Consider the following 20,863-nt stretch of genomic DNA (forward strand, 5'->3'; position numbering starts at 1 on the left):
TGTTATTATTAGTTCATATATTATGATATCCAACGTAAAAGATGAGATATCTATTATTACTTATGCACTCTTGATATATGTTATAAGGTTCAACAGCGGTTTGGGATCAAAGAGCAAGCAGGACACAATACATTTATCAAGTAATACTAGATATAATAACTCCAATTTTGAGAAATATAATTGCTATTTCATAAGCGTATATCTCAATCTTAAAAAGATTATTAAAACTATATAAAATGGTGATTGATTTTTTGAATAGCTGTTATTGATGGATAATCTCAGTCTTATTATATGTGCGGATAAAATTCTCAACAGTATGTCGGGATTTTTAAATAAGCATTTAAAGATATCTACTATAATTTTATAAGAGATTGTTTGGTTGAGTAAAATTTACACTTAATTTCTTATGACTTATATAGAGGTTGAAATGTGTGTTTTATTAATACACTATCGAATTAATTCGTATAAATAATTTCCATAAAGCAATTTATTTGTGTCATAGAATGATAAATCCAAGGTGTTAAGATGCTTTATGACTGTTATGAATGTTTCTAAAAAATAAAAAAACTGGCAGTTTAAACTGCCAGTTTCTAAGAATATAATTCTAAAGCTTAGAATGAACGCTGGAAGCGAATCATACCTTGTAAAGCATTTTTTCCGTTTAAAGCAGCTGTATAGCTTCTTTCAGAAGCACTTTTATTTTCGAAACTGCGATTATCGTTCCAAGAAATATAGGTTAATTCAGGTGTAATAGTGAAACCTGGGACCAATGTGTATGCAATATTAACAGAAGTCGAGAAGGTTTTTGCTGCACTATAGGAAATTTGAGCATTTAACTTTGCTTTTGGCAAGATTTTATAGGTTGCACCAGCCCACGCAGCCCATTTACCACCCCAGTTTGCATAGATTGTAGTGTTTTCTCGTGACAATGAGTTGTCATCACTTACTGTGTAATAGTCAAGGTTGTTTTTGTAACCACCCATGGCCCAGAGGTTTAAATAGTCATTAACATTGAAGTCAACACGCATTTTACCCGCCCATTTTTTATAGTAAGCGTCGTAAGCAGCAACTGTTGACACGCCTCCCCATTCTTGGAAAAATTTCGCACCCAAAAGGATATTTGGAGTATAACCTTTTATATGTTTACTTGGAAGATCAATAACATCGGTAATTACACCGTTTTTATCAATGTAGTAATAGTTATTTGTAGAAGAAGGGCCTGAAGCATTACCTGACTCAGCTCCGATAATAGCAGAAAAGCCAGTGTTGCTACTGAAAGTGTAAGAAATAACATTGGTACGTGTATTTCCTGCTGGTGCTATAAGGTCATCATTCATGACGTTACCATAAAAATCAGTCCAATGATTGAAAATTGTGTCATCAAGACCTATACGAAAACCACCGAGTTCAATATAAGCAGAACGAAGCTCTCCACCACTTTTGTTTTTTCCACTGTTCCATTCTGAACGGATTTCTGCACGTGAACGAAGTGTCCCTAATTCAGTTTCAGAAGCTGTTTGAAAAATAAGGGTTAAGCGTGAGGCTACGCGATAAGTTTTTTGATCATTATTTAAATCGGCATTAGTTTTTGCATCAATTTTCTCCCCACTTTTGAAGTCAGCACGAACATAACCTGATAAACGAATGCATGTTTCTGTTCCAGGAATATAGAAATATCCTGGGCCGTATGCATCACAAACACGGACATATTCTATAGGTTTTGATTCTGCAACAACTGCTGAATCTGCGTGTGCTCTAGAGATTTCTGCAAGAATTACCGCAGAGCCTAAAAGAAGAGCTTTAACATTCATAATTAATCTCCAAATTGAAGTTTAGTTTTAAAGGCAAGATCATGCAGTCTTTGAATTGATTAAGATAACAACATCAAGAGAGATTCGCCCCCTCCTTAACTGCAACATACTAGTCTTTGCTCGATATACATAATACGAAATGGTTTTATTAAAAGTTATCCATGTATTATTTGGAGTATTGTGGCAAAAAGGTTACAATATATTCATTGAATATTTATTTCTTAACTTTTCAGTTTAATAAGATGCAAAAAAACTAAAATTCCAGATTTTTTGAAAAAAATCGAAAATGTCTTGAACTTTTTATCAATACCGTTTATGCACCGCTCTTGGAGAGGTGGCCGAGTGGTCGAAGGCGCTCCCCTGCTAAGGGAGTAGGGCTCAAAAGGCTCTCGAGAGTTCGAATCTCTTCCTCTCCGCCAGATTCTAAAAGTCACTAATAGTTAAAGTTAGGGATTTTTGATTCTGTTAGCTTGTTTTTTGCTATCTTACTCTTTTTGAGATTTTTGGTTACTTCTTTTGCAAATTGTTTTCTGCTAGGTGTTTTTGTATGAAGTGATGGTATAGTATTTATCTAACTTTTATTTGTAAAATTGTAGCTCTTGTGAATGCGCGCATTGTCATTCATTTTCTCACTCTATACGCTGATTTTTGATATTTGCTTGGTATAGGCTTTATAAGATGCTTTATAAAATTTTGCGTAATTAACTTTTTGCTTATTTCCAATAAATAAAGGTTTTATATCAATTGAGGCGACTTCAATATTATAAACTTATCTATGCCAAATCGACAAAACAGCTACCCAAGATTGACTTTTTTACTTCATGACTGACAATATCTGTTACATTTTCCAGATACTACAAGTTAGATTACTTCATTTACAAGCTCATATAGATAGAAATATAAATCCTATGTATTGATTGTGAGTTATGAGGCTAACGACGACAATATATGTTAGACGTTTTTTAAAGCTTATCGTAATTTAGACATATAAAAGAGCTTTCTATAATCGAACATAATTTTTGAAAAGTGTGTTACCATTAATTGTTATGATAGAGTACGAAAAAAATGAAAAGCCAATTAAATTGGCTATGATTGTAGTACATGATTTGATTTGTAACTTACTACAATATTCCACATCTTACTTAAAAAGCTATATATCTTAGCAACAACTCAATTGACATATTCGTAGTATGCTCATTTTCTTTTCACATCAATTTCAACATTTGTGAAACAAAAAAGTTGAAATTGTTACTCTAAATCAAGAGGAAAAAGAGCAATTTCTGGGAGGATTTAACAAATACCTATTGTTCAATAAGATATGATTTTTAAAAATTTCTTTTTAAGGGAAATTATACGAAATAATGAAAATGGATGGTTCTAAAAGAGAGTACATATTGGTTTTGTTGTTGATTATATTATGTCTTATGTTGCTGGGTGGGTATATACATAACTTCAGAGTATCTTATCTTTATTGACCTTGATTGAGAGGATAGATGAGAAGAGAGGGCCCTTTTAAATATCAAATAAAACAAAAGTAATGGCTAACTATAGTTTTTGTACAGGTGTTAGTTTTGTAATGACTGGTAATGTTATTTTACGTGCAAAGTACCATTACTCAAGTTTTGGAAAAAGTTCTCTAAAAACGGGTGAGGGGCGACTTTACTATAATACTATAATAGCTTTCCCGTTGGTGTAGCTTATAAATTTTAATTTTTATAAGACTCAATCCTGAAAGATATACTCAAAGAGAAGTTTTTTATTTTAATCATTTTTTATTATAAAATATTATCTTTTCAAGGTAAGTGTAGTGTATTTTATAGAGATAGCTTAAAAAGTTTTATACTTTAATTTTATTATAAACTCCATAGTCATTAGCATATCAAAAATCAATATATTATGAGAGTTATGATTTAATTTTTCCTCTTTTCCACTTTAGATTTTTGCATATTAATCAAAATATAAAAGAGAAAAGGTCTTTTTTAATGTATTTTCTAAAATATAAAGGTTGTAAATTTATTTTTTTATATGTTGGAAAATAAGTAGCGTAAAACTATAATATTTTATCATTTACGATAAAAAGAGCTTACTTAAAACAAAGCAATTCAAAAATGTTTTTTATGTTTTATTGTGCACTTATTTTTCCATTTAATCAAATATATCAGAAAATACACTTATTTCATGCTTATAAGTGAGTTGCTGTTTGTGGTAATATAAAGGGAATATCTGTTTTAGGTAATGTAGAAACGCTTAAAGGACAATGATAAACCTCACGCAAATTTTGCGTTGTTAAAACAGAAGAAGCGCTTCCTTCACAATAAACTTTCCCCTGATTAAACAATATTATTTTATCTGCATAACAGGCAGCCAGATTAAGATCATGTAGCACAGCAAGAACGCCACCACCACACCGAGCAAAATTTTGAGCGATATTCATAACAATGAGCTGATGTTGGATGTCAAGGTTAGCAATAGGTTCGTCCAATATCAGCCAATGAGGGATTTTATTATAAACAGGTGTCCACACTTGGCAAAGTACACGGGCAAGCTGTACTCTAGCTTGTTCTCCACCTGATAATTCATGATAATATAGATCACTATAGTTAGCTAAACCAACGCGTTCTAAAGCTTTTTGAGGTAAAATTTTCAATTCTGTTTTTGGTATATCGTGTTGGTGAACAGAAAGTCCAAGTTTTACCACTTCATGAACTAAGAATGGAGAAGTTAGTGTTGTTGATTGTGGCAGAATTGCACGCATCATTGCCATTTTACAAACTTTTGTCTTGGTAACATCATGACCATTCAATGTCATTTTTCCACTGTAGGGAATCTCTCCACTCAAGGCTTTAATGAAAGTGCTTTTTCCAGATCCATTTGGACCAATAATAACAGTGAAAGTACCACTTTTAATTTGAAGATTAATGTGATCAATAATATATGTTTTTCTGCGTTGAATGCAAATGTTAATTGCCTCAATCATAAAATCTTTATCCCCCGTTGATATATAAGGATCCAAAGGAAAAAGGGTGCTCCAAAAAGGGCTGTAACAATTCCGATTGGTAATTCTGCGGGGACAATAATAAAGCGCGCAAATGTATCAGCAGAAATAAGAAGAGCTGCTCCTAAAACAGTAGAACAGGGAATAAGATAGCGATGATCAGGCCCAATAAGCAGACGCAAAATATGCGGAACTACAATACCAATAAAACTAATACCACCACTGACAGCAACTGCACCACCGCACATGAGAGCAACAAGTAGAATAGAAATATTTTTAACTCTTTGAATATGGAAACCAATATGGCTAGCGACAGCTTCTCCAAGAGACAAAGCATTCAATGCGCGTGACAAAAATGGAGAAAAAAAGAGACCAATTCCAACAAAAGGCAAAATAAGTCCAACTTTTAACCATGTCGCACCCGCAAGAGATCCAAGGTTCCAAAAAGTAATATCACGTAATTGCTGGTCGTTTGCGCTAAAGATTAAAATTCCAACAATAGCGCTATTTAAAGCGCTAAGAGCAATACCTGCAAGAAGCATTGTTGCAATAGAAGTACAATTATGACGTGTTGCGATTGCATAGAGAATAATTGTTGATAAAAGTCCGCCCAAAAAAGCACTTATAATAACTTTATAAGATTCCAGAAAAGGTAAAAATAGGGGTGGGAAAGTAACGCCGACAATTGCTAAAACAGCACCAAGACTTGCACCTGCTGACACACCTACAACTCCAGGATCTGCGAGGGGATTACGGAAAATTCCCTGCATGAGAACACCAGAAACAGCTAAAGCTGAACCAACCAATAATCCCAAGATAATACGGGGGAGCCTTATGTCAATAAATACAAGATAATCACGGGTTTTACTGCTTACTGAAAAATCTTGTGTAAGAATTACGTGAATAAGATTAATAAAAGAAACATTTGATGCACCATTTAATAGCCCTACTAAAATGCTAAAAATAAGAAATATTATTAGACTTAATAATGCAATTTTTCCTCGGTTTGCACGTTTTTCTTCTTTTATTTCAGGCACTTGTGTTGAAGAGATGCTGTTGATCATTTTTATCAGTTCTTACCATTTTAATTCTCACTATAAAGCATATTAATCAGTTCTTTTGACGCTTCTGCAGTACGTGGACCAAAACTTAAAAAATACATAGCATCTATTTGTTTAATAGCGTGATTTTGTGCTGCAGATGTGGCCTGAATTGCTGGTATAGCTAAAATTTGATCAATTTGAGATGAATTTTTAGGGTGCGTCATAAGCAAGATAACATCGGGGTTTGATTGTAATAAAGTTTCATTATTTAAAGGCTTATATCCTTTATAACTAGAGATGGCGTTAATACCGCCTGAAAGTTTTATCATACCATCAGCAGCTGTATTTGTTCCAGATACCATGAGACGCCCATTTTGCATTGAAAGAACAACAAGAACGCGTTTTGGTTTAGTTATTTTTGCCAAAAGCATATCATTATCCATGAAGCTACGATTTACCTTTTTAATCAATGCAGCTGCTTGTGTTTCTCGATGAAGGGCTTTGCCAACAAGGCGAATCTTTTCTATTACATTTTCACGAGAAAAGTTTTCTGGTACGATCACTAACGGTATTGACGTTTTTTTGAGGATGTCAATTGTTAAAGAAGGACCACTTCCTTCAATCAGCAATATACCTTCTGGAGTGAGCGATAAAACTCCTTCGGGTGAAAGGGCTCGCATATATCCAAGTTCAGGAAGTTTCAGTGCTTCTTGAGGATATATGCTTGTACTATCGCGAGCAACAAGCTGATCTTTGGCTCCTAATGCATAAACAATTTCTGTGAGCGATCCACCAATGGAAACAATTCGTGCGTTTTTAGGAAAATTAGTTGTAAGTTCAGCAGTTGCTTGTTGAGAAAAAAAGGTGAAATAAAACAAAATAAAACTAAGAATAAGGTTTGATAATCTGTGCAAAAAAAATGTAGACATTTCTTATCTTACCTTTTTAATAAGTAATTGCTGTCTTTAATATAGAGGGAAAATCATTCAATAAAGAACGCCAATCTTCACGTTCTTTTTGGCCTTCTTTTCTTATACCAAAAAATTGAACAATCATTTCATCATTTTTATCAAAAACTTCAAGTGAACTAACATAGCCATCGCGAGTAGGCTTACGGACACGCCATATTTTATTGATGCCAGAAATGAGCAGATGAAGATTAAATTTTTCATCGAGAATATTAAGCCAAGGACCTATCTGCTTAATATTTTTGATTTGTCCACTAAAAATTTGAATACATCCTTTATTACCAACAAAACACATAATTGGTGTTTTTTGTTGTGCAATTTTGTTTAGCATCATTTTAAGAAATTCTATATTTAATTCATCAGCAAATTCGTTACCAGCATATTTCACAGCTTCATGTCGATTGATTTTAAATTCTGAAATAATTTCATGGAGCTGATGTACATCAGTCATTTGTCGCCAACGATCACGGAATTGTTCAACATTTATATCTACTGTATTATGCTGTGTGGGGGTAGGAGAGGATTGAATTTCAAGATTAGGTAATTGGTCTTTGCTGAGCAATTTTTTAACAAGTATATTCCATTCTTCCATATTTGTTGTATCTTTGGAATAGATTTTGAAGATAGCAACACCGTGTTGATCGAAAAATTGCAAACTTTTAATGGGTTTTCCAGAAACAACCATTTCATATTCAAAACCAAATTTCCATTGTTTTGGAAAAATACGCAAATCAATTTCACCAAGCGTTATAGGAACATGTTTGTTTTGCACAATTTTTTCAAAACATCCTGTTTTTTCATGAACAGCATATTCATTACGTGTTAATGCCATAATTGTTCCAATTTTAGGAGCGTTTTCAAGGAGAGTAGTCACATCAGCATTTAATTTTTTTGCTTTTTCTGTAGTACAATAAGCAGCAACGAGCTCTGCTTCAGATATGCCAATCGAAGTAGCAAAATCGCGATTACGCATTTCTTTTTTTTCTCGTAGTCTAATAATTTCTTCAGCTGTGTACAACATAAGTTTTCCTTGAGTCACTTATTTAGGGTAGACTTTCCATATTTTTATAATCTTAAAACGATAAGCTGAACTATTGCACAACTATAGTTCAGCTTATCATCAAACAAATCTTTATTATGGATAGTAGAACAATCAAAAAACAGGCAAATTAAAAACTAAAATACAATACCTCTCCTTTTATTAATATAATTTTTAAAATTACTAACAAAAGTGATTAAAATTTTTGCACAAGCGATACTTTAAAGTTACGACCTGGCTGACTGAAATAATCTCTAGGTGGTGGTGCCATACCCCTAGGTGAAGCAGAAGGAAGATCAACTGCATTCCAATATTTTTTATTGAAAAGATTATAAATACCAACCCTTATAATAGGACCTTTTTCACCAAAAGGCTCCCACCAGCCTAACACATCAACTAAACTATAGCTTGGAGTTTTTGCATAATCAGAGTTCTTTTCTACTTTATCACGTTTAGCGGCTAAAGTGAGCATAATATCAGCTCCCCAGGCCTCTTGTGCATATCCAACCCCTATAATAGCTTTTAAAGCTGGGATTGAGTTAAGATATTCATTTTTATCAAGATCTTTTCCTTGTGCATATGCAAAGGAAAAATTGCTATGGAAATTTTCATTAAGAGCTAAATATGTCTTTGCTTCAACACCAGAAATGCGGACATGAGCGCGATTTATATAATGTCTGCGCGCTAACATAAATTCCTGTGATGGTCCTTTATCTATAATATCAATAAAGTTTTTATATTGATTGGTAAAGACACTAATAGAACCATCAAAATTTACATTTCCATATTTTATACCAATGTCATATCCATTACTGATTTCTGGTTTAAGATTGGGATTGCCAGTCATATAATAGAAAGTAGGATTAATATAGGTGAGGTAGAGTTCTGAAACACTTGGTGCACGGAAAGCTTGCGCCCATTGACTATAGAACGTCACTTGATCATTAGCATCCCACTCTATACGCAATTTGGGAGAAAAATGTGAGCCACCATTTGTTTTAGGCTGTTCTTTAGAAACGGCTATTTTTTTATAAGAAGGCGTTTTTTGTGGGACGTGTTTATACCAGTCATAGCGAATTCCAGGTATAATGCGAACATGGTTATTAGAAAAACCAATTTCATCTTCAAAAGCTAAACTAAAACCATGGCTATGAGTATCTGGTGTATCAGATTGATTGGTGTGCAAAAAAGCACATCCACGAGCGTTTTCTCTCAAATGACAATTATCTTGACCAGACGCATATTGATGAAGCTTGGATGCAAAAATATCAGTAGAAAATTTCAGTGCATGATTGATGGCACCTATATCAAATTTCTTGAGACTATTGGCATTAAAGCCATAATTAATATTACGTATAAGGTTGTCTCTTACATAGTCCCCTTGTGGTTGTTTAATACGATGACCTTTTAAAACTTGGTTATTTGACAATTTCTGCCAATAAAGTTGCCCCTGAAATGCATCAAAAATAGCATCTCTGTTACCACTATAATCGTAAGAAAGTGAAAAACGCTCACGATATTTATTATTCTTGTTATAGACTGAACTTGGAGAATATGTTGTGGAGGAAGCATTCAATAAATGAGTGTCTTTATTATAGTGAAAACGCTCTGCCGTAAAACCAACTTTATGATTGCTGTTAAAATATTGATGAATTTTAAAGAGCAGATTATTTTGATCAAAATCAGCAGGATTGGCACGCGTACGCTCACTTCCGTAAACATCTACAGTTCCCATATTTTTACGTTCATGACCTCCTGCACGAGATCCTTGGAAAAGTAGAAAGGTTTGATAAGCTCGTACCGCAAAAGCTTCATCTATATGCCAGCTATCATCAGCAGAATTATAACTGCCCTTTGTAAGACTGCCCCAATTTTTCTCTTCTGTGAGAAGATCTTCAGGATCAAGAGTGCGCAAGGCGACGATTCCACTTAATGCTCCAGAGCCATAACGACTAGAATCTGATCCTCGAATGATATCAAGTGTAGAGAGGGCATTAAAGTCAAACATTGAACTCCCCCCCTTAATACCACGGACTCCATCGTTAAGCCATGGAAGGGGAATGCCATCTATTGTTACAAGAACACGATCAGCATCTAAACCGCGAATCACAAAACTATCATTATTTGAATTATAGGCTATAGACGGATTAAGACGTCCAATATCATGAACATCATTTATTTGTTTTTGTTCAATATCTCGAGCAGTTTCACGGTCGGTTAAAATTGTTATTGTATCCAGAGGATTTGCAGTTTTTCCTTTTTCAATCACAATTGGTTTGAGCCCAATTATAGCATTTGGATAGCTGTTTTGTGAAAGAATAATATTACTGTTTTGTGCAAAAACGAAAGAGGGAATCCAAATTGATAATGCGCTTAAAGCTATACAACTTTTATAAACACTTTTTGGTTTTGTTTGCATAAGACACCGTTAAAATTTTTTAAATTTCTCTTTAATGCCCCGCAACTTAAAATATTTCACACCACAAAACCCTGTCTCCAACCACAAAGATTAGTTAACCAAGTAATAATGATCCCAATATGAAATAAAGTTAATATATTAAACATGATAAAAAGCGTCAAGAAAAAAGTTGTAATTTGAAAATGATCAGTTTTAATACAATTAAGTACTAATTTAATATAGAATATTGGTGGATGGAGGTTATGAATTTTACAAATACTAGGCGGTTATCAATCCTTTGGATAGGGGCATTTATAAGCGCTCTTTCTTTACATACTGCGTTGGGAATACAATTTTATTTTCGCAATGTTGATGTGAACAATAGTGTACTTCCATCAACGATTATGCTGACTTTTGCACAAGAAATCACACGCCCTAATATTAATACGGATTTAGAAGTGTTGCAGTCTAGTTTTTCAGAGCAAGAACAAAAGATATCAGAATCAGCGCTTAATGAGATTCAATCAGAAGAGATTCAGTCTTCACAAGAGACTCAACCTATTATAGAAAAAAACGATTTTATAATACAACAAACTTTGAAAAAATCTCAAACTTCTAAAATAGAACGTAAAGCTCTTGTCAAAAAAGCGTTATCAGTGTCAAAATCTGCCGCAAAGCGGAGTGATGCAAAATCAGTACATTCGGTTGCTGTTAGTAAGGGTAATTATACCGAGCTTGATGATGCTTTATCTATGCAGTGGTTGGTAAAGGTGCAAGCGCAATTAGAAAGGCAAAAAAATTATATTATGAGACAACGTACTACTCACGCCAAAGGAGTAGTACAATTAGAATTTAAAGTGCATAAACAGGGGAATATTTTTTCCAAACGTATTGCACTTTCTTCTAATAATCAGGAACTTGATCGATTGGCTATGGCAGCACTTCAGCGTGTTGGTACTCTTCCTCCTCCCCCATCTTCAAAAGAAAATAAAATTATTAGAATATCTTTAATATTTAACTGATTTTTGTACAGCTTTATCTGTGAACAGAATATATCTTTTTACAAAAAAGATTAGATTAAGTTTGGTGGTATTTCATAAATCTTGTTGTATTAGACTTCTAAATCAGTTTTTATAGTGTATATTTTGAATTATGATGGCACTGTAATTTATGAATAACTAGCAATCAGAAAAATTTAAATGAATTAAATTTATAATTTTTAATGTCCAGTAACAAGGTGCGTTCTAATATCTGTTTCTCCATTGAAACGGGTTTTGTAAACTACATAATTCTCCATAACGCGCATTACATAGTTACGTGTTTCTGGATAAGGAATCCGTTCAATCCAATCGACAACTTTATCAAGAGATTGTCCTCTAGGATCGCCGTAACGTGCTATCCATTCATTTGCACGACGAGGTCCTGCATTATAACCAATAAACGTTAATATATAAGATCCGTTAAAACGTTCCAATTGTTCACCTAGAAAATGAGCGCCTAACGTAATATTATAACTAGCGTCGCTACTAAATTTTTGCGATGACCACGCAATCGAATATTTATCTGCAAGTTCTTTTGCTGTTGTTGGTAATAATTGGAGCATACCTTGGGCTCCTGCTTTTGAGGTAGCTATTGGATTAAATTCGCTTTCTTGGCGTGCAATAGCATAGACGAGAGCTTTTTCTGTTGCAGAAATATTAGCAGATGGCGGAATGGCACCGATAGGATGGGATAGTGCACCGACATTTTTACCTTGAACAACAGCAGTTTTACCTATTTTAAGACTGGTATGATAATCGCCATTTTTTTCTGCCATAACAGCCAGAAGAGCTAATTCCCCAGGGCTTTCTATTTCTTTACTGAGTTGTCTATAAAAAATGTTAGCAAGATCAGCGTACCCAGCAGCCTCAAGTCGTTGAATAGCTTTCACAGCTTGTCGAGTGCTAAAACGTTGCCGTTCAGCGGTTGTTGGTTTAGGAAAAGAAATGTTGAGTTTTTTTTGATTGAGTCGTGAAGCTGCTAATTGACCGTAATAAGTTATATTAAAACGGGCAGCACGATGAAAATAATGCTGAGCATTTTCATGATCACCTAAGATTTCTGCCGTTCGTCCCATCCAATAATAACCGCGAGATTTTGAAAAATGGTGATGAGATAACTGAGGAATACGTGTGAAGTGGAGCATTGCCAATTTAGGATCATGAAGAAATCTTAGTGCATACCATCCTGCATGGAATTCAGCGTCAGCTGCTAATGAAGGAGTTAAACCGGTATGAGTTGCAACAAGTTGATAAGCAATTTTAGGTTTGTTTAAGTCAAGCATTTCGCGGGAAATAGTGCGTCGTTCTATCCACCATGTATCAGGGTTGATAAGACTTGCTGCATCTTGGGGTGCTTTCATCATAAGTGTTGCTGCAGCACTATATTGTCCAGTTCGTCTAAGATAGCGAATATGAGCGAATTGTAAAAGAGGATCTTGTTTCCAAGATCTATCAACATTTTGTAATTTTTGTGCAGCTTTAGGGTCATTGTTTGCAACTGCAGCAAAGGCATTAAAAAGAGATTGGGCACGAGCCAACGTTGCGATGCGTCTAGCTGAATCAATACGATTTTCATAAAGCATAATCTGCATGCGTTTCAGATGGTCAATAGGTTTTAATGCAGAATCTGCGTTTTTAAGGATAAGCTCTTCTTCTTTTGCGTTAAGTTGTGCTTTATACCACCATGGTGCAACTATTTGTCGTGCACGGGTAGTTTTCCCAGTTGCTATAAGTGCTCTAGCAAGTGCAGCCATACCTTGTACTGTAAGGGGGGAGGTGTGAGCAAATTTTTGAATGATTATTTGTGGGGAATGAGTTTCATTGATAAAAGCACGTTCAGCATTACGTTTTATAATGGCCATGCCAGGCCACCCTTTTAATTCATTAATTGCATTAAATAGTTCAAAACTGGGTATGTCAGCATAATTTGATGTACTAATTGCCCATGTTAAAATATGGCGGTCAAGACTATTTTTCGCCATTGCATTACGAAGAGCTATCGTTTTTGCAATATTTTTGTTTGAAAGGGCATCTAACCCTAATTTAAGTTGGTTGACTGAAATGATATTGTTAATTGTAAGACTGTTGTTAATTGTATTGTTAATCGATTTAAGTGGTTTTTTAGGTTTTTCTGTTATTGTAAATGGGTAAGGTCGAGCCAAAGGGATTGGTAATTTTTCCGGTAGTAAAACTGTTTGAGCAAATGCATTTAAGCACAAAATTGCCAATATTAATGTAGTAAAAATTGGTATAAAAGAATGGGCAAAGAATATACGCATCGAAAAAATCTTCAGATTTTGCTTTTTTTAAGCATTTTATAAACTTTAAAATAGAAGCATGAAAAACGCGTTAACGGATTATAATATTTTTAAAAATGCTCGAAATTGAATAATATATTAAAGTTGTGAAAGCATTTATGGAGTTCTTCTTGTTTCAATTATATAGCAAGATTATGCTCTATAATAGGTAGTAAAAGACAACTGTTTTTTAATGAAACTTGAATTACGAGGAGTTTATCATGCTCGAGGGAGCGCTGACTGCACTTATCACACCATTTGATGAAAATGGTGCTGTTGATGAAAAAGCGTTTTGCAATTTTGTCGAGTGGCAGGTTATACAGGGTATTAATGGTGTAATCCCTGTTGGAACAACGGGTGAGTCACCGACTTTAAGCCATGAGGAACATAAGCGAGTTGTAGAGTTATGTGTTGAGCAGGTTGCTAAGCGTATTCCTGTCGTTGCGGGTGCAGGGTCAAATAGTACAGATGAGGCTGTGGAACTTGCACAACATGCAGAAAAAGCAGGTGCGGATGCAGTTTTGGTTGTAACCCCTTATTATAATAAACCTAATCAAAGGGGATTATATGCTCATTTTGCTGCTATTGCGAAAACTGTTTCTATTCCGATTGTAATTTATAATATTCCTGGGCGTTCTGTTGTTGATATGACTGTGGAAACTATGAAAAATCTATATCAGGATTTTAACAATATTATTGGTGTCAAGGATGCGACAGGAAACATTGAACGGGTAAGTAAACAACGCAAAGAGTGTGGCAAGGATTTTGTGCAGCTTTCTGGTGATGATAGTACAGCATTAGGTTTTAATGCACATGGCGGTATGGGATGTATTTCAGTTTCATCCAATGTTGCTCCAAAGCTTTGTGCACAGCTTCAAGCTGCTTGTCGTCGTGGTGATTATAAGATGGCGTTAGAATTAAATAATCGTTTAATGCCTCTAAATTATGGAGTGTTTATTGAACCAAATCCAGCAGGTATTAAATATGCTGCTGCAAAATTAGGGCTTTGTCGTGATACTGTTCGTTTACCGATTGTTCCCTTAGAAGATACTACAAAAAGGATTATAGATGCTGCTCTGCAATATGCTGGCCTCATTTAAGAATAAGATGGTATTGAAATAGCCATGAACAGAAAAAAAAATGCACTAGTGCGTACAGTAATTGCTTATAATCGTAAAGCTCGTTTTAATTTTGAAATTTTAGACAATCTTGAAGTTGGGCTTGTTCTTCATGGAACTGAAGTTAAATCTTTGCGTTCCAATAATGCTAATATTTCTGAAAGTTATGCTAGCTTTGAAAATGGAGAATTATGGTTAGTCAATGCCTACATTCCTGAATATACGCAAGCTAATCGTTTTAATCATGAACCACGTCGTTTACGTAAATTATTGCTTTCAAAGCGTGAAATGGCACGTTTTTTTAATGCAGTTTCTCGTGAAGGGATGACCATTGTTCCGCTTCAACTTTATTTTAATGAAAAAGGATGTGTTAAATTAGAGATTGCTATGGCGCGTGGTAAAAAGCTTCATGATAAGCGTGAAACAGAAAAAAAACGTGATTGGGGGCGTGAAAAGGCCAGATTGTTGAAAAACTACAGATAATTCGATTGGTTTATATATCTTTTTTTTAAGTATTAAGGGAATTTCAGCATTGATCTAAATATGCTTTTGCCGTTTGAAAGATTTGATGAAACATAGTATCTGTCAAACGGTTAGTATTGGTATTATAGCGGGAACAGTGATAGCTTGAGAAGATGCGTAATCTACCAATATCGTTTATTGCTCCGTGACCGAAAGGGTGTTCTAGGACTTTTGCATTTAAAGCGCGTACAGTTGAATGATGAGCAATGGTGCCAAGGGTAATAACGGCTTTGAGTTGAGGAAGATTTGTTAAAAGAGGTGCAAAAAAATATCGGCAAGTTTTAATTTCTGTGTTGGTAGGTTTATTTTCTGGGGGTACACAACGAACAGAGTTAACAATTGCTGCATCAATCAATTCAAGATTATCATCAGGTCTTTCTTCAAAAGTTCCCTGAGCAAAACCGAATTTTTTTAAAGTAGAGTAAAGCAGTAGACCTGCATAATCACCAGTGAAAGGGCGTCCAGTTCGATTTGCTCCACGTAATCCAGGGGCAAGTCCAACAATAAGAAGACGTGTTGTTGCAGCGCCTTTATAGGGAAAGAATGGGCTCACAGGTGCATTGTGCCAATGAGGTTCTTTTATACGCCAGCCAGAGATAAAGTTGTGTAAACGGGGGCATAAGTCGCAATTTTTCGGTGGTTCTGGGCAAAATGTTGTTAATTGACTATTCATGATCGTGGCATTAATCATCTTTAAAAAATTTTTGAGTTATTTGGGGTATACGGCAGATATTATTTTTGTAAATAACTTAATGATTTGTTTGATCACTAAAGTGTTGATTGGCACGATGTTAAATAAATTCAAAGCTTTTATTTTAGATTCATACGACTATAAGTAATACATTACAGTATTGTAATTCAGAAGATTTTTAAGAAATTTGAATAATTATATATAATTTCACAGTTGTGGAATCTGAAAGAGCTTCATTTTTGTTAATGGAGAGGGTTATTTTTGCGTTTGACCAATATCGTTCAATTTATTTTAGGAGTACTATTAGTCGCTTAATCTTAATTGATTGTGTTGTTTTTATCAATTACATTATCAAGCAGTTTCTACAAAAAAATGCTAAAACTTATATTGTTTTTCTTGTTTTTTGTTTTGATTATTGTATATACTCTAGAATTAGTATTGGATTTGAACTTTTAGAAAGGGGCATAAATGGCCCGCGTAACGGTCGAAGATTGTGTTGATAAAGTTGATAATCGTTTTGAATTGGTGCTTTTAGCCGGGCATCGAGCGCGCCAGATTTCACAAGGTGCACAGATTACAGTTGATCGTGATAATGATAAAAATCCAGTTGTAGCTCTACGTGAAATAGCAGATGAGACTTTATCGCCTGCTGATTTAAAAGAAGATCTTATTCATTCATTGCAAAAGCATGTTGAAGTGGATGAGCCAGAAACAGTTAATGAATTTATTTCTCACTCAAGTGAGTCTGAAAGTGCTTTTAGTACTGTACAGGAAGAGTCAAAATGTTCATTTGATTGTATATCGGAAGAGGGTCTTTTAGCAGGTATTGAGGGTTTAGTTGTGCCCGAAAAAAACGACGATTATTAATTTTGTAGTTTATTGAATGAGTATTGCTATACTTTGTTTAGAAGTGCCTATTTTATTTTAGACCTTTTACTGATAGAATATTCAATAATGTTCAAATTATGAAATTTCTGAGGATGTACCTATATGCTGCGTCAGCATGAGCTTATTGAGCGGGTGCGACGTTACAAGCCTGACGTAAATGAGGCTTTATTAAATAAAGCTTACATTTATGCAATGGAAAAGCATGGGCACCAAAAGCGTGCTTCGGGTGATCTTTATTTTTCTCATCCTTTGGAAGTTGCTGCTATTTTAACGGATATGCGCGTGGATGAAGCAACAATTGCTGTTGCTCTTTTGCATGATACGATTGAAGATACAAGCGCTACACGAGCAGAAATTGATCAACTTTTTGGATCTGAAATTGGTAAGTTAGTTGAAGGGCTGACAAAGCTCAATAAGCTTGATTTTGTCTCAAAAAAGGCAGTGCAGGCAGAAAATCTTCGTAAGCTTCTTATTGCTATTTCTGATGATGTCCGTATTCTTTTAGTCAAACTTGCAGATCGTCTTCATAACATGCGTACTCTTGGTGTTATGCGTGATGATAAACGTCGGTGGATTGCTGAGGAGACGATGGACATTTATGCACCGCTTGCTGGCCGTATGGGTATGCAAGATATGCGCGAAGAGTTAGAAGATCTTTCTTTTTTTTATTTAAATCCAGAAGGTTACCGTATTATTACTGACAGAATTTCTGAATTATCGAAGTGTAATCGAGATTTACTTTCCACAATCGAAAACGAATTGACGAGACTTTTTTCTCAGCATGGTATTAAAGTTGATGTTAAAAGCCGTCGGAAAAAATCTTATTCAATTTTTCGTAAAATGGAAAGCAAGGCATTATCTTTTGAGCAATTATCTGATATTTTTGGATTTCGTGTGATTGTTGAAACAGTAGATGATTGTTACCGTGCCCTTGGTATTATCCATACTACGTGGCCAATGGTACCCGGTCGTTTTAAAGATTATATTTCTATACCTAAACAAAATGAGTATCGTTCAATTCATACAACAATTGTAGGACCTTCAAGGCAACGTGTTGAATTGCAAATTAGAACCAATGCGATGAATACAATTGCTGAATATGGTGTTGCAGCGCATTCCATTTATAAAGATTATGGTTCTAATTATTCAGTTTCGAAGTTGTCGAAAGAAACCAATGCTTATGCGTGGTTGCGTCAAACAGTTCAATCTTTATCAGATGGGGATAATCCGGAAGAATTTTTAGAACACACAAAGCTTGAGCTTTTTCAAGATCAGGTTTTCTGCTTTACACCAAAAGGGCGGTTAATTGCGTTTCCAAAAGGCGCTACACCTATTGATTTTGCTTATGCAGTTCATACCGATATTGGTAATTCTTGTGTGGGGGTAAAAATTAATGGTCGTATTATGCCTTTAATGACCAAATTGAAAAACGGTGATGAAGTTGATATTATACGTTCACAGGCTCAAGTTCCACCGATAGCGTGGGAATCTTTTGTTGTAACGGGAAAAGCACGTTCCGCAATTCGTCGGGCAACACGTGCAGCAATGCGTAAGCAATATTCAGGTTTAGGTTATCGTATCCTTGAGCGTTCGTTTGAATGCGCAGGAGAACAATTTTCAAAGGATACACTTAAGCAAGTTCTGCCACGTTTGGCACGCAAAGATGTGGAAGATGTATTAACAGCTGTTGGGTGCGGTGAATTGTCTTATGTTGATGTGGTTAAAGCAATTCATCCAGATTATCAAGATCACAATGTAGTGCATAGATCGTTTTTTAAGTCTGAAGAAAAGGGGCGGTTTAATATTGAAAATTCTCAAAGTATGACTTTTAAAGTGACTGAAAATGAAAAGGAGGAAATTTTAGAAAAGAAAGATCAATACAGAGCATTACCTATTCGAGGAATTAGTGGAGATATTCCAGTACGATTTTCTCCTGAAGGAGCTGTACCAGGGGATCGAATTGTTGGTATTATGCAACCGGGTGCAGGTATTGTTATTTATCCAATACAGTCTTCAGCTTTGATGGCTTATGATGATCAGCCAGAACGGTGGATTGATGTACGCTGGGATGTCGATACCGAAATAAGCGAACGTTTTCCTGCTCGGATAAATATTTGGGCTATTAATAGTCCTGGCTCTTTGGCTAAAGTAACTCAGGTTATTTTTGCAAATGATGCTAATATTCAAAATTTATCTTTAGTCCGTATGGCTTCAGATTTCACGGAAATTGTGCTTGATTTGGAAGTTTGGGATCTAAAGCACTTGAATCGTATTCTTTCTCAGTTAAAAGAAACAGGCTCAGTTAGTGCGGTGAGTCGGGTGCACGGATAAAAGATATGAGATTTTACAATGAATACACAAGATGTAATTGATATTTTTAAACAGGCAGATGCGATTTTAGAAGGGCATTTTATTTTAACATCAGGTCGCCATAGTTCTATTTATATGCAGAAGGCGAAAGTGTTCATGCATGCTGATCTAACCGAAAAATTATGTTGTAGTTTAGCTCAAAAAATTAAGGATTGTGTTGAAGGAAAAATTGATTATGTGGTTGGTCCTGCAATTGGTGGCCTTATTCCTTCTTATGAAACTGCGCGTCACCTTGGTATACCTTCTATTTGGGTGGAACGTGAAAATGGTATATTTCAGTTGCGTCGTTTTGAAATTGAAAAAGGGGCAAGAGTTGTAATTATCGAAGATATTGTAACAACTGGTCTTTCTATTCGTGAGACAATTGAAGCTTTAATTAGGGAAAAAGCTAATGTTGTGGCAAGTGCATGTATTCTTGATCGCTCTGGTGGTAAAGTTGATGTTGGAGTTCCATTGATTTCGCTTGCAGAATATGAAGTAGTATCTTATGCAGCTGATGCAATACCTTCTGAGCTTGCTTCCCTTCCTGCAATTAAGCCAGGAAGTCGCAATATTTAACTATTTTTAAATATGCTTTGTTTTGTGCAAAAACTTCATTGAAATTAATTTGAATAACAAAGATTGTTTTGTATGAAGAGTATATGTATGAGTATCTTATGCTTTTTCATCATCGAAAATCAGTAGGTTTTAGAGAGCGTATTCGGCTTTGGTTTTGGTTGCGTCGCTCATTTTGTTATATGCGTAAACGTATTTTGCGCATATCAGAAACGCGACATAAAGTAGCGTTGGGGCTAGCTATTGGCATTTTTTCAGCTTGTTCACCCTTTTTTGGATTGCATATTATTTTGGCACTATTTTTTTCTTGGATTTTACGTGGTAATTTTACTGCAGCGATTATTGGGACCGTTTTTTCAAATCCGCTAACATTTTTGCCTATTGTTATGCTTAATTATAAAATAGGCTATCTGTTTTTATCACTTTTTGGAGATGTGGATAAAATTTCTCTTTCCCAGATTCGCACTATGTTTGGTGATTTGACGTTTTCGAAGGTGTGGATAATTTTTGAAAATACATGGGTTTCTATTATGCTGCCAATGATTTTGGGCGGCATTCTTTTAGGTTTTATCTTTGGAGGTTTATCTTATATAGGTGTTTACAGGGCAATAGGTCGTTTTCAGCAAAAAAGGTATCAGAAGATGATGCAAAGAATGCGTTTGCGGCGAGAAAATTCAAGTAATGTTTTATGATTATAGGTCTTGGCAGTGATATAGTTGATATAAGGCGAATTGAGAAAATGTTGGTTCGTTATGGTGACTATTTTATCCAACGCATTTTTACAGATATTGAACGGGCCAAATCTGAGAATGTCCAAAAAAGTTCTTTTTCTTATGCTAAAAGATTTGCTGCAAAAGAGGCGTGTGCTAAAGCTTTAGGGACAGGTATCGCCTGTGGTATTAGCTGGAAAGACATGGAGGTAGTTAATTTACCGTCGGGAAAACCGACTATGCAATTAACAAATGGTGCGCAGCTGCAATTACAGAAGTTATTACCTCCTGAGCATAACGCTATCATTCATCTCAGTATAACAGATGATTTTCCTTGGGCACAGGCAGTTGTTATTATAGAAACACTTCCACGTGGATAGACAGTGGAGGAGATTGTGCTTTTGTTATTTGAGCATTA

General features: G+C 35.0%; 16 protein-coding genes and 1 tRNA gene. 9 read left to right on the forward strand and 8 right to left on the reverse strand.

The features are described 5' to 3' along the window. Window positions 1-611: 611 nt before the first annotated feature. The gene (locus tag BBBE_RS02180; RefSeq protein WP_010700982.1) at window positions 612-1,811 is read right to left on the reverse strand and encodes a porin; all 1,200 of its coding nucleotides are present in this window, start codon (window positions 1,809-1,811) and stop codon (window positions 612-614) included. A 328-nt stretch (window positions 1,812-2,139) separates the two neighbouring features. On the opposite strand from BBBE_RS02180, the gene BBBE_RS02185 reads away from it, so the two are divergent. Beyond that, a tRNA-Ser gene (locus BBBE_RS02185) sits at window positions 2,140-2,230 on the forward strand. A gap of 1,763 nt (window positions 2,231-3,993) precedes the next feature. On the opposite strand, the gene BBBE_RS02190 is transcribed toward BBBE_RS02185, so the two are convergent. The 5 genes from BBBE_RS02190 to BBBE_RS02210 form a co-directional block, all read right to left on the reverse strand. After that, a complete protein-coding gene (locus BBBE_RS02190) occupies window positions 3,994-4,788 on the reverse strand; it encodes a heme ABC transporter ATP-binding protein (RefSeq protein ID WP_010700983.1) in 795 nt (264 codons plus the stop codon). Continuing rightward, window positions 4,785-5,870 carry a FecCD family ABC transporter permease gene (locus BBBE_RS02195; RefSeq protein ID WP_010700984.1) on the reverse strand — a complete coding sequence of 362 codons (1,086 nt, stop codon included), beginning with the start codon at window positions 5,868-5,870 and terminating at the stop codon, window positions 4,785-4,787. Before BBBE_RS02195 ends, BBBE_RS02190 begins: the two co-directional genes overlap by 4 nt. 20 nt (window positions 5,871-5,890) lie before the next feature. Next, complete coding sequence (locus BBBE_RS02200; RefSeq protein WP_010700985.1) at window positions 5,891-6,778, reverse strand: heme/hemin ABC transporter substrate-binding protein; 888 nt, start codon at window positions 6,776-6,778, stop codon at window positions 5,891-5,893. Window positions 6,779-6,794: 16 nt separating this feature from the next. Further along, window positions 6,795-7,838, reverse strand: coding sequence for a hemin-degrading factor (locus tag BBBE_RS02205; protein WP_010700986.1), 1,044 nt, complete (start codon window positions 7,836-7,838; stop codon window positions 6,795-6,797). 214 nt (window positions 7,839-8,052) lie between these two features. Continuing rightward, on the reverse strand, window positions 8,053-10,275 hold the full coding sequence (locus BBBE_RS02210) for a TonB-dependent hemoglobin/transferrin/lactoferrin family receptor (protein ID WP_010700987.1): 2,223 nt from the start codon (window positions 10,273-10,275) through the stop codon (window positions 8,053-8,055). A gap of 242 nt (window positions 10,276-10,517) precedes the next feature. Between BBBE_RS02210 and BBBE_RS02215 the strand changes: the two genes are divergently transcribed. Then, entirely contained in the window at window positions 10,518-11,276 is a 759-nt protein-coding gene (locus tag BBBE_RS02215) for an energy transducer TonB family protein (RefSeq protein ID WP_010700988.1), read from the forward strand. 197 nt (window positions 11,277-11,473) lie between these two features. Here the strand turns inward: BBBE_RS02215 and BBBE_RS02220 are convergent, their stop codons facing one another. Beyond that, the gene (locus BBBE_RS02220) at window positions 11,474-13,573 is read right to left on the reverse strand and encodes a lytic transglycosylase domain-containing protein (RefSeq protein WP_010700989.1); all 2,100 of its coding nucleotides are present in this window, start codon (window positions 13,571-13,573) and stop codon (window positions 11,474-11,476) included. 239 nt (window positions 13,574-13,812) lie between these two features. On the opposite strand from BBBE_RS02220, the gene dapA reads away from it, so the two are divergent. Beyond that, window positions 13,813-14,691: a 4-hydroxy-tetrahydrodipicolinate synthase gene (gene dapA / locus BBBE_RS02225; protein WP_010700990.1), complete on the forward strand. Its 879-nt coding sequence runs from the start codon at window positions 13,813-13,815 to the stop codon at window positions 14,689-14,691. Window positions 14,692-14,715: 24 nt separating this feature from the next. Continuing rightward, window positions 14,716-15,192, forward strand: a complete 477-nt coding sequence (gene smpB / locus BBBE_RS02230) for an SsrA-binding protein SmpB (RefSeq protein WP_010700991.1) — start codon at window positions 14,716-14,718, stop codon at window positions 15,190-15,192. Between the two features lie 43 nt (window positions 15,193-15,235). On the opposite strand, the gene BBBE_RS02235 is transcribed toward smpB, so the two are convergent. Continuing rightward, entirely contained in the window at window positions 15,236-15,904 is a 669-nt protein-coding gene (locus BBBE_RS02235) for a uracil-DNA glycosylase (protein ID WP_010700992.1), read from the reverse strand. Between the two features lie 486 nt (window positions 15,905-16,390). Between BBBE_RS02235 and rpoZ the strand changes: the two genes are divergently transcribed. From rpoZ to acpS, 5 genes are all read left to right on the forward strand, one after another. After that, window positions 16,391-16,789 (forward strand): DNA-directed RNA polymerase subunit omega, encoded by a 399-nt coding sequence (gene rpoZ / locus BBBE_RS02240; protein ID WP_010700993.1) that lies wholly within the window; start codon window positions 16,391-16,393, stop codon window positions 16,787-16,789. A gap of 123 nt (window positions 16,790-16,912) precedes the next feature. Next, entirely contained in the window at window positions 16,913-19,141 is a 2,229-nt protein-coding gene (locus tag BBBE_RS02245; RefSeq protein WP_010700994.1) for a RelA/SpoT family protein, read from the forward strand. An 18-nt stretch (window positions 19,142-19,159) separates the two neighbouring features. Continuing rightward, on the forward strand, window positions 19,160-19,738 hold the full coding sequence (gene pyrE / locus BBBE_RS02250) for an orotate phosphoribosyltransferase (protein WP_010700995.1): 579 nt from the start codon (window positions 19,160-19,162) through the stop codon (window positions 19,736-19,738). Between the two features lie 98 nt (window positions 19,739-19,836). Next, window positions 19,837-20,427 (forward strand): DUF2062 domain-containing protein, encoded by a 591-nt coding sequence (locus BBBE_RS02255; RefSeq protein WP_010700996.1) that lies wholly within the window; start codon window positions 19,837-19,839, stop codon window positions 20,425-20,427. After that, a complete protein-coding gene (gene acpS / locus BBBE_RS02260; protein ID WP_010700997.1) occupies window positions 20,424-20,825 on the forward strand; it encodes a holo-ACP synthase in 402 nt (133 codons plus the stop codon). The genes BBBE_RS02255 and acpS overlap by 4 nt, the downstream gene beginning before the upstream one ends. Window positions 20,826-20,863: the final 38 nt, after the last annotated feature.

The sequence above is a fragment of the Bartonella bovis 91-4 genome (assembly GCF_000384965.1).
Taxonomy (GTDB): domain Bacteria; phylum Pseudomonadota; class Alphaproteobacteria; order Rhizobiales; family Rhizobiaceae; genus Bartonella; species Bartonella bovis.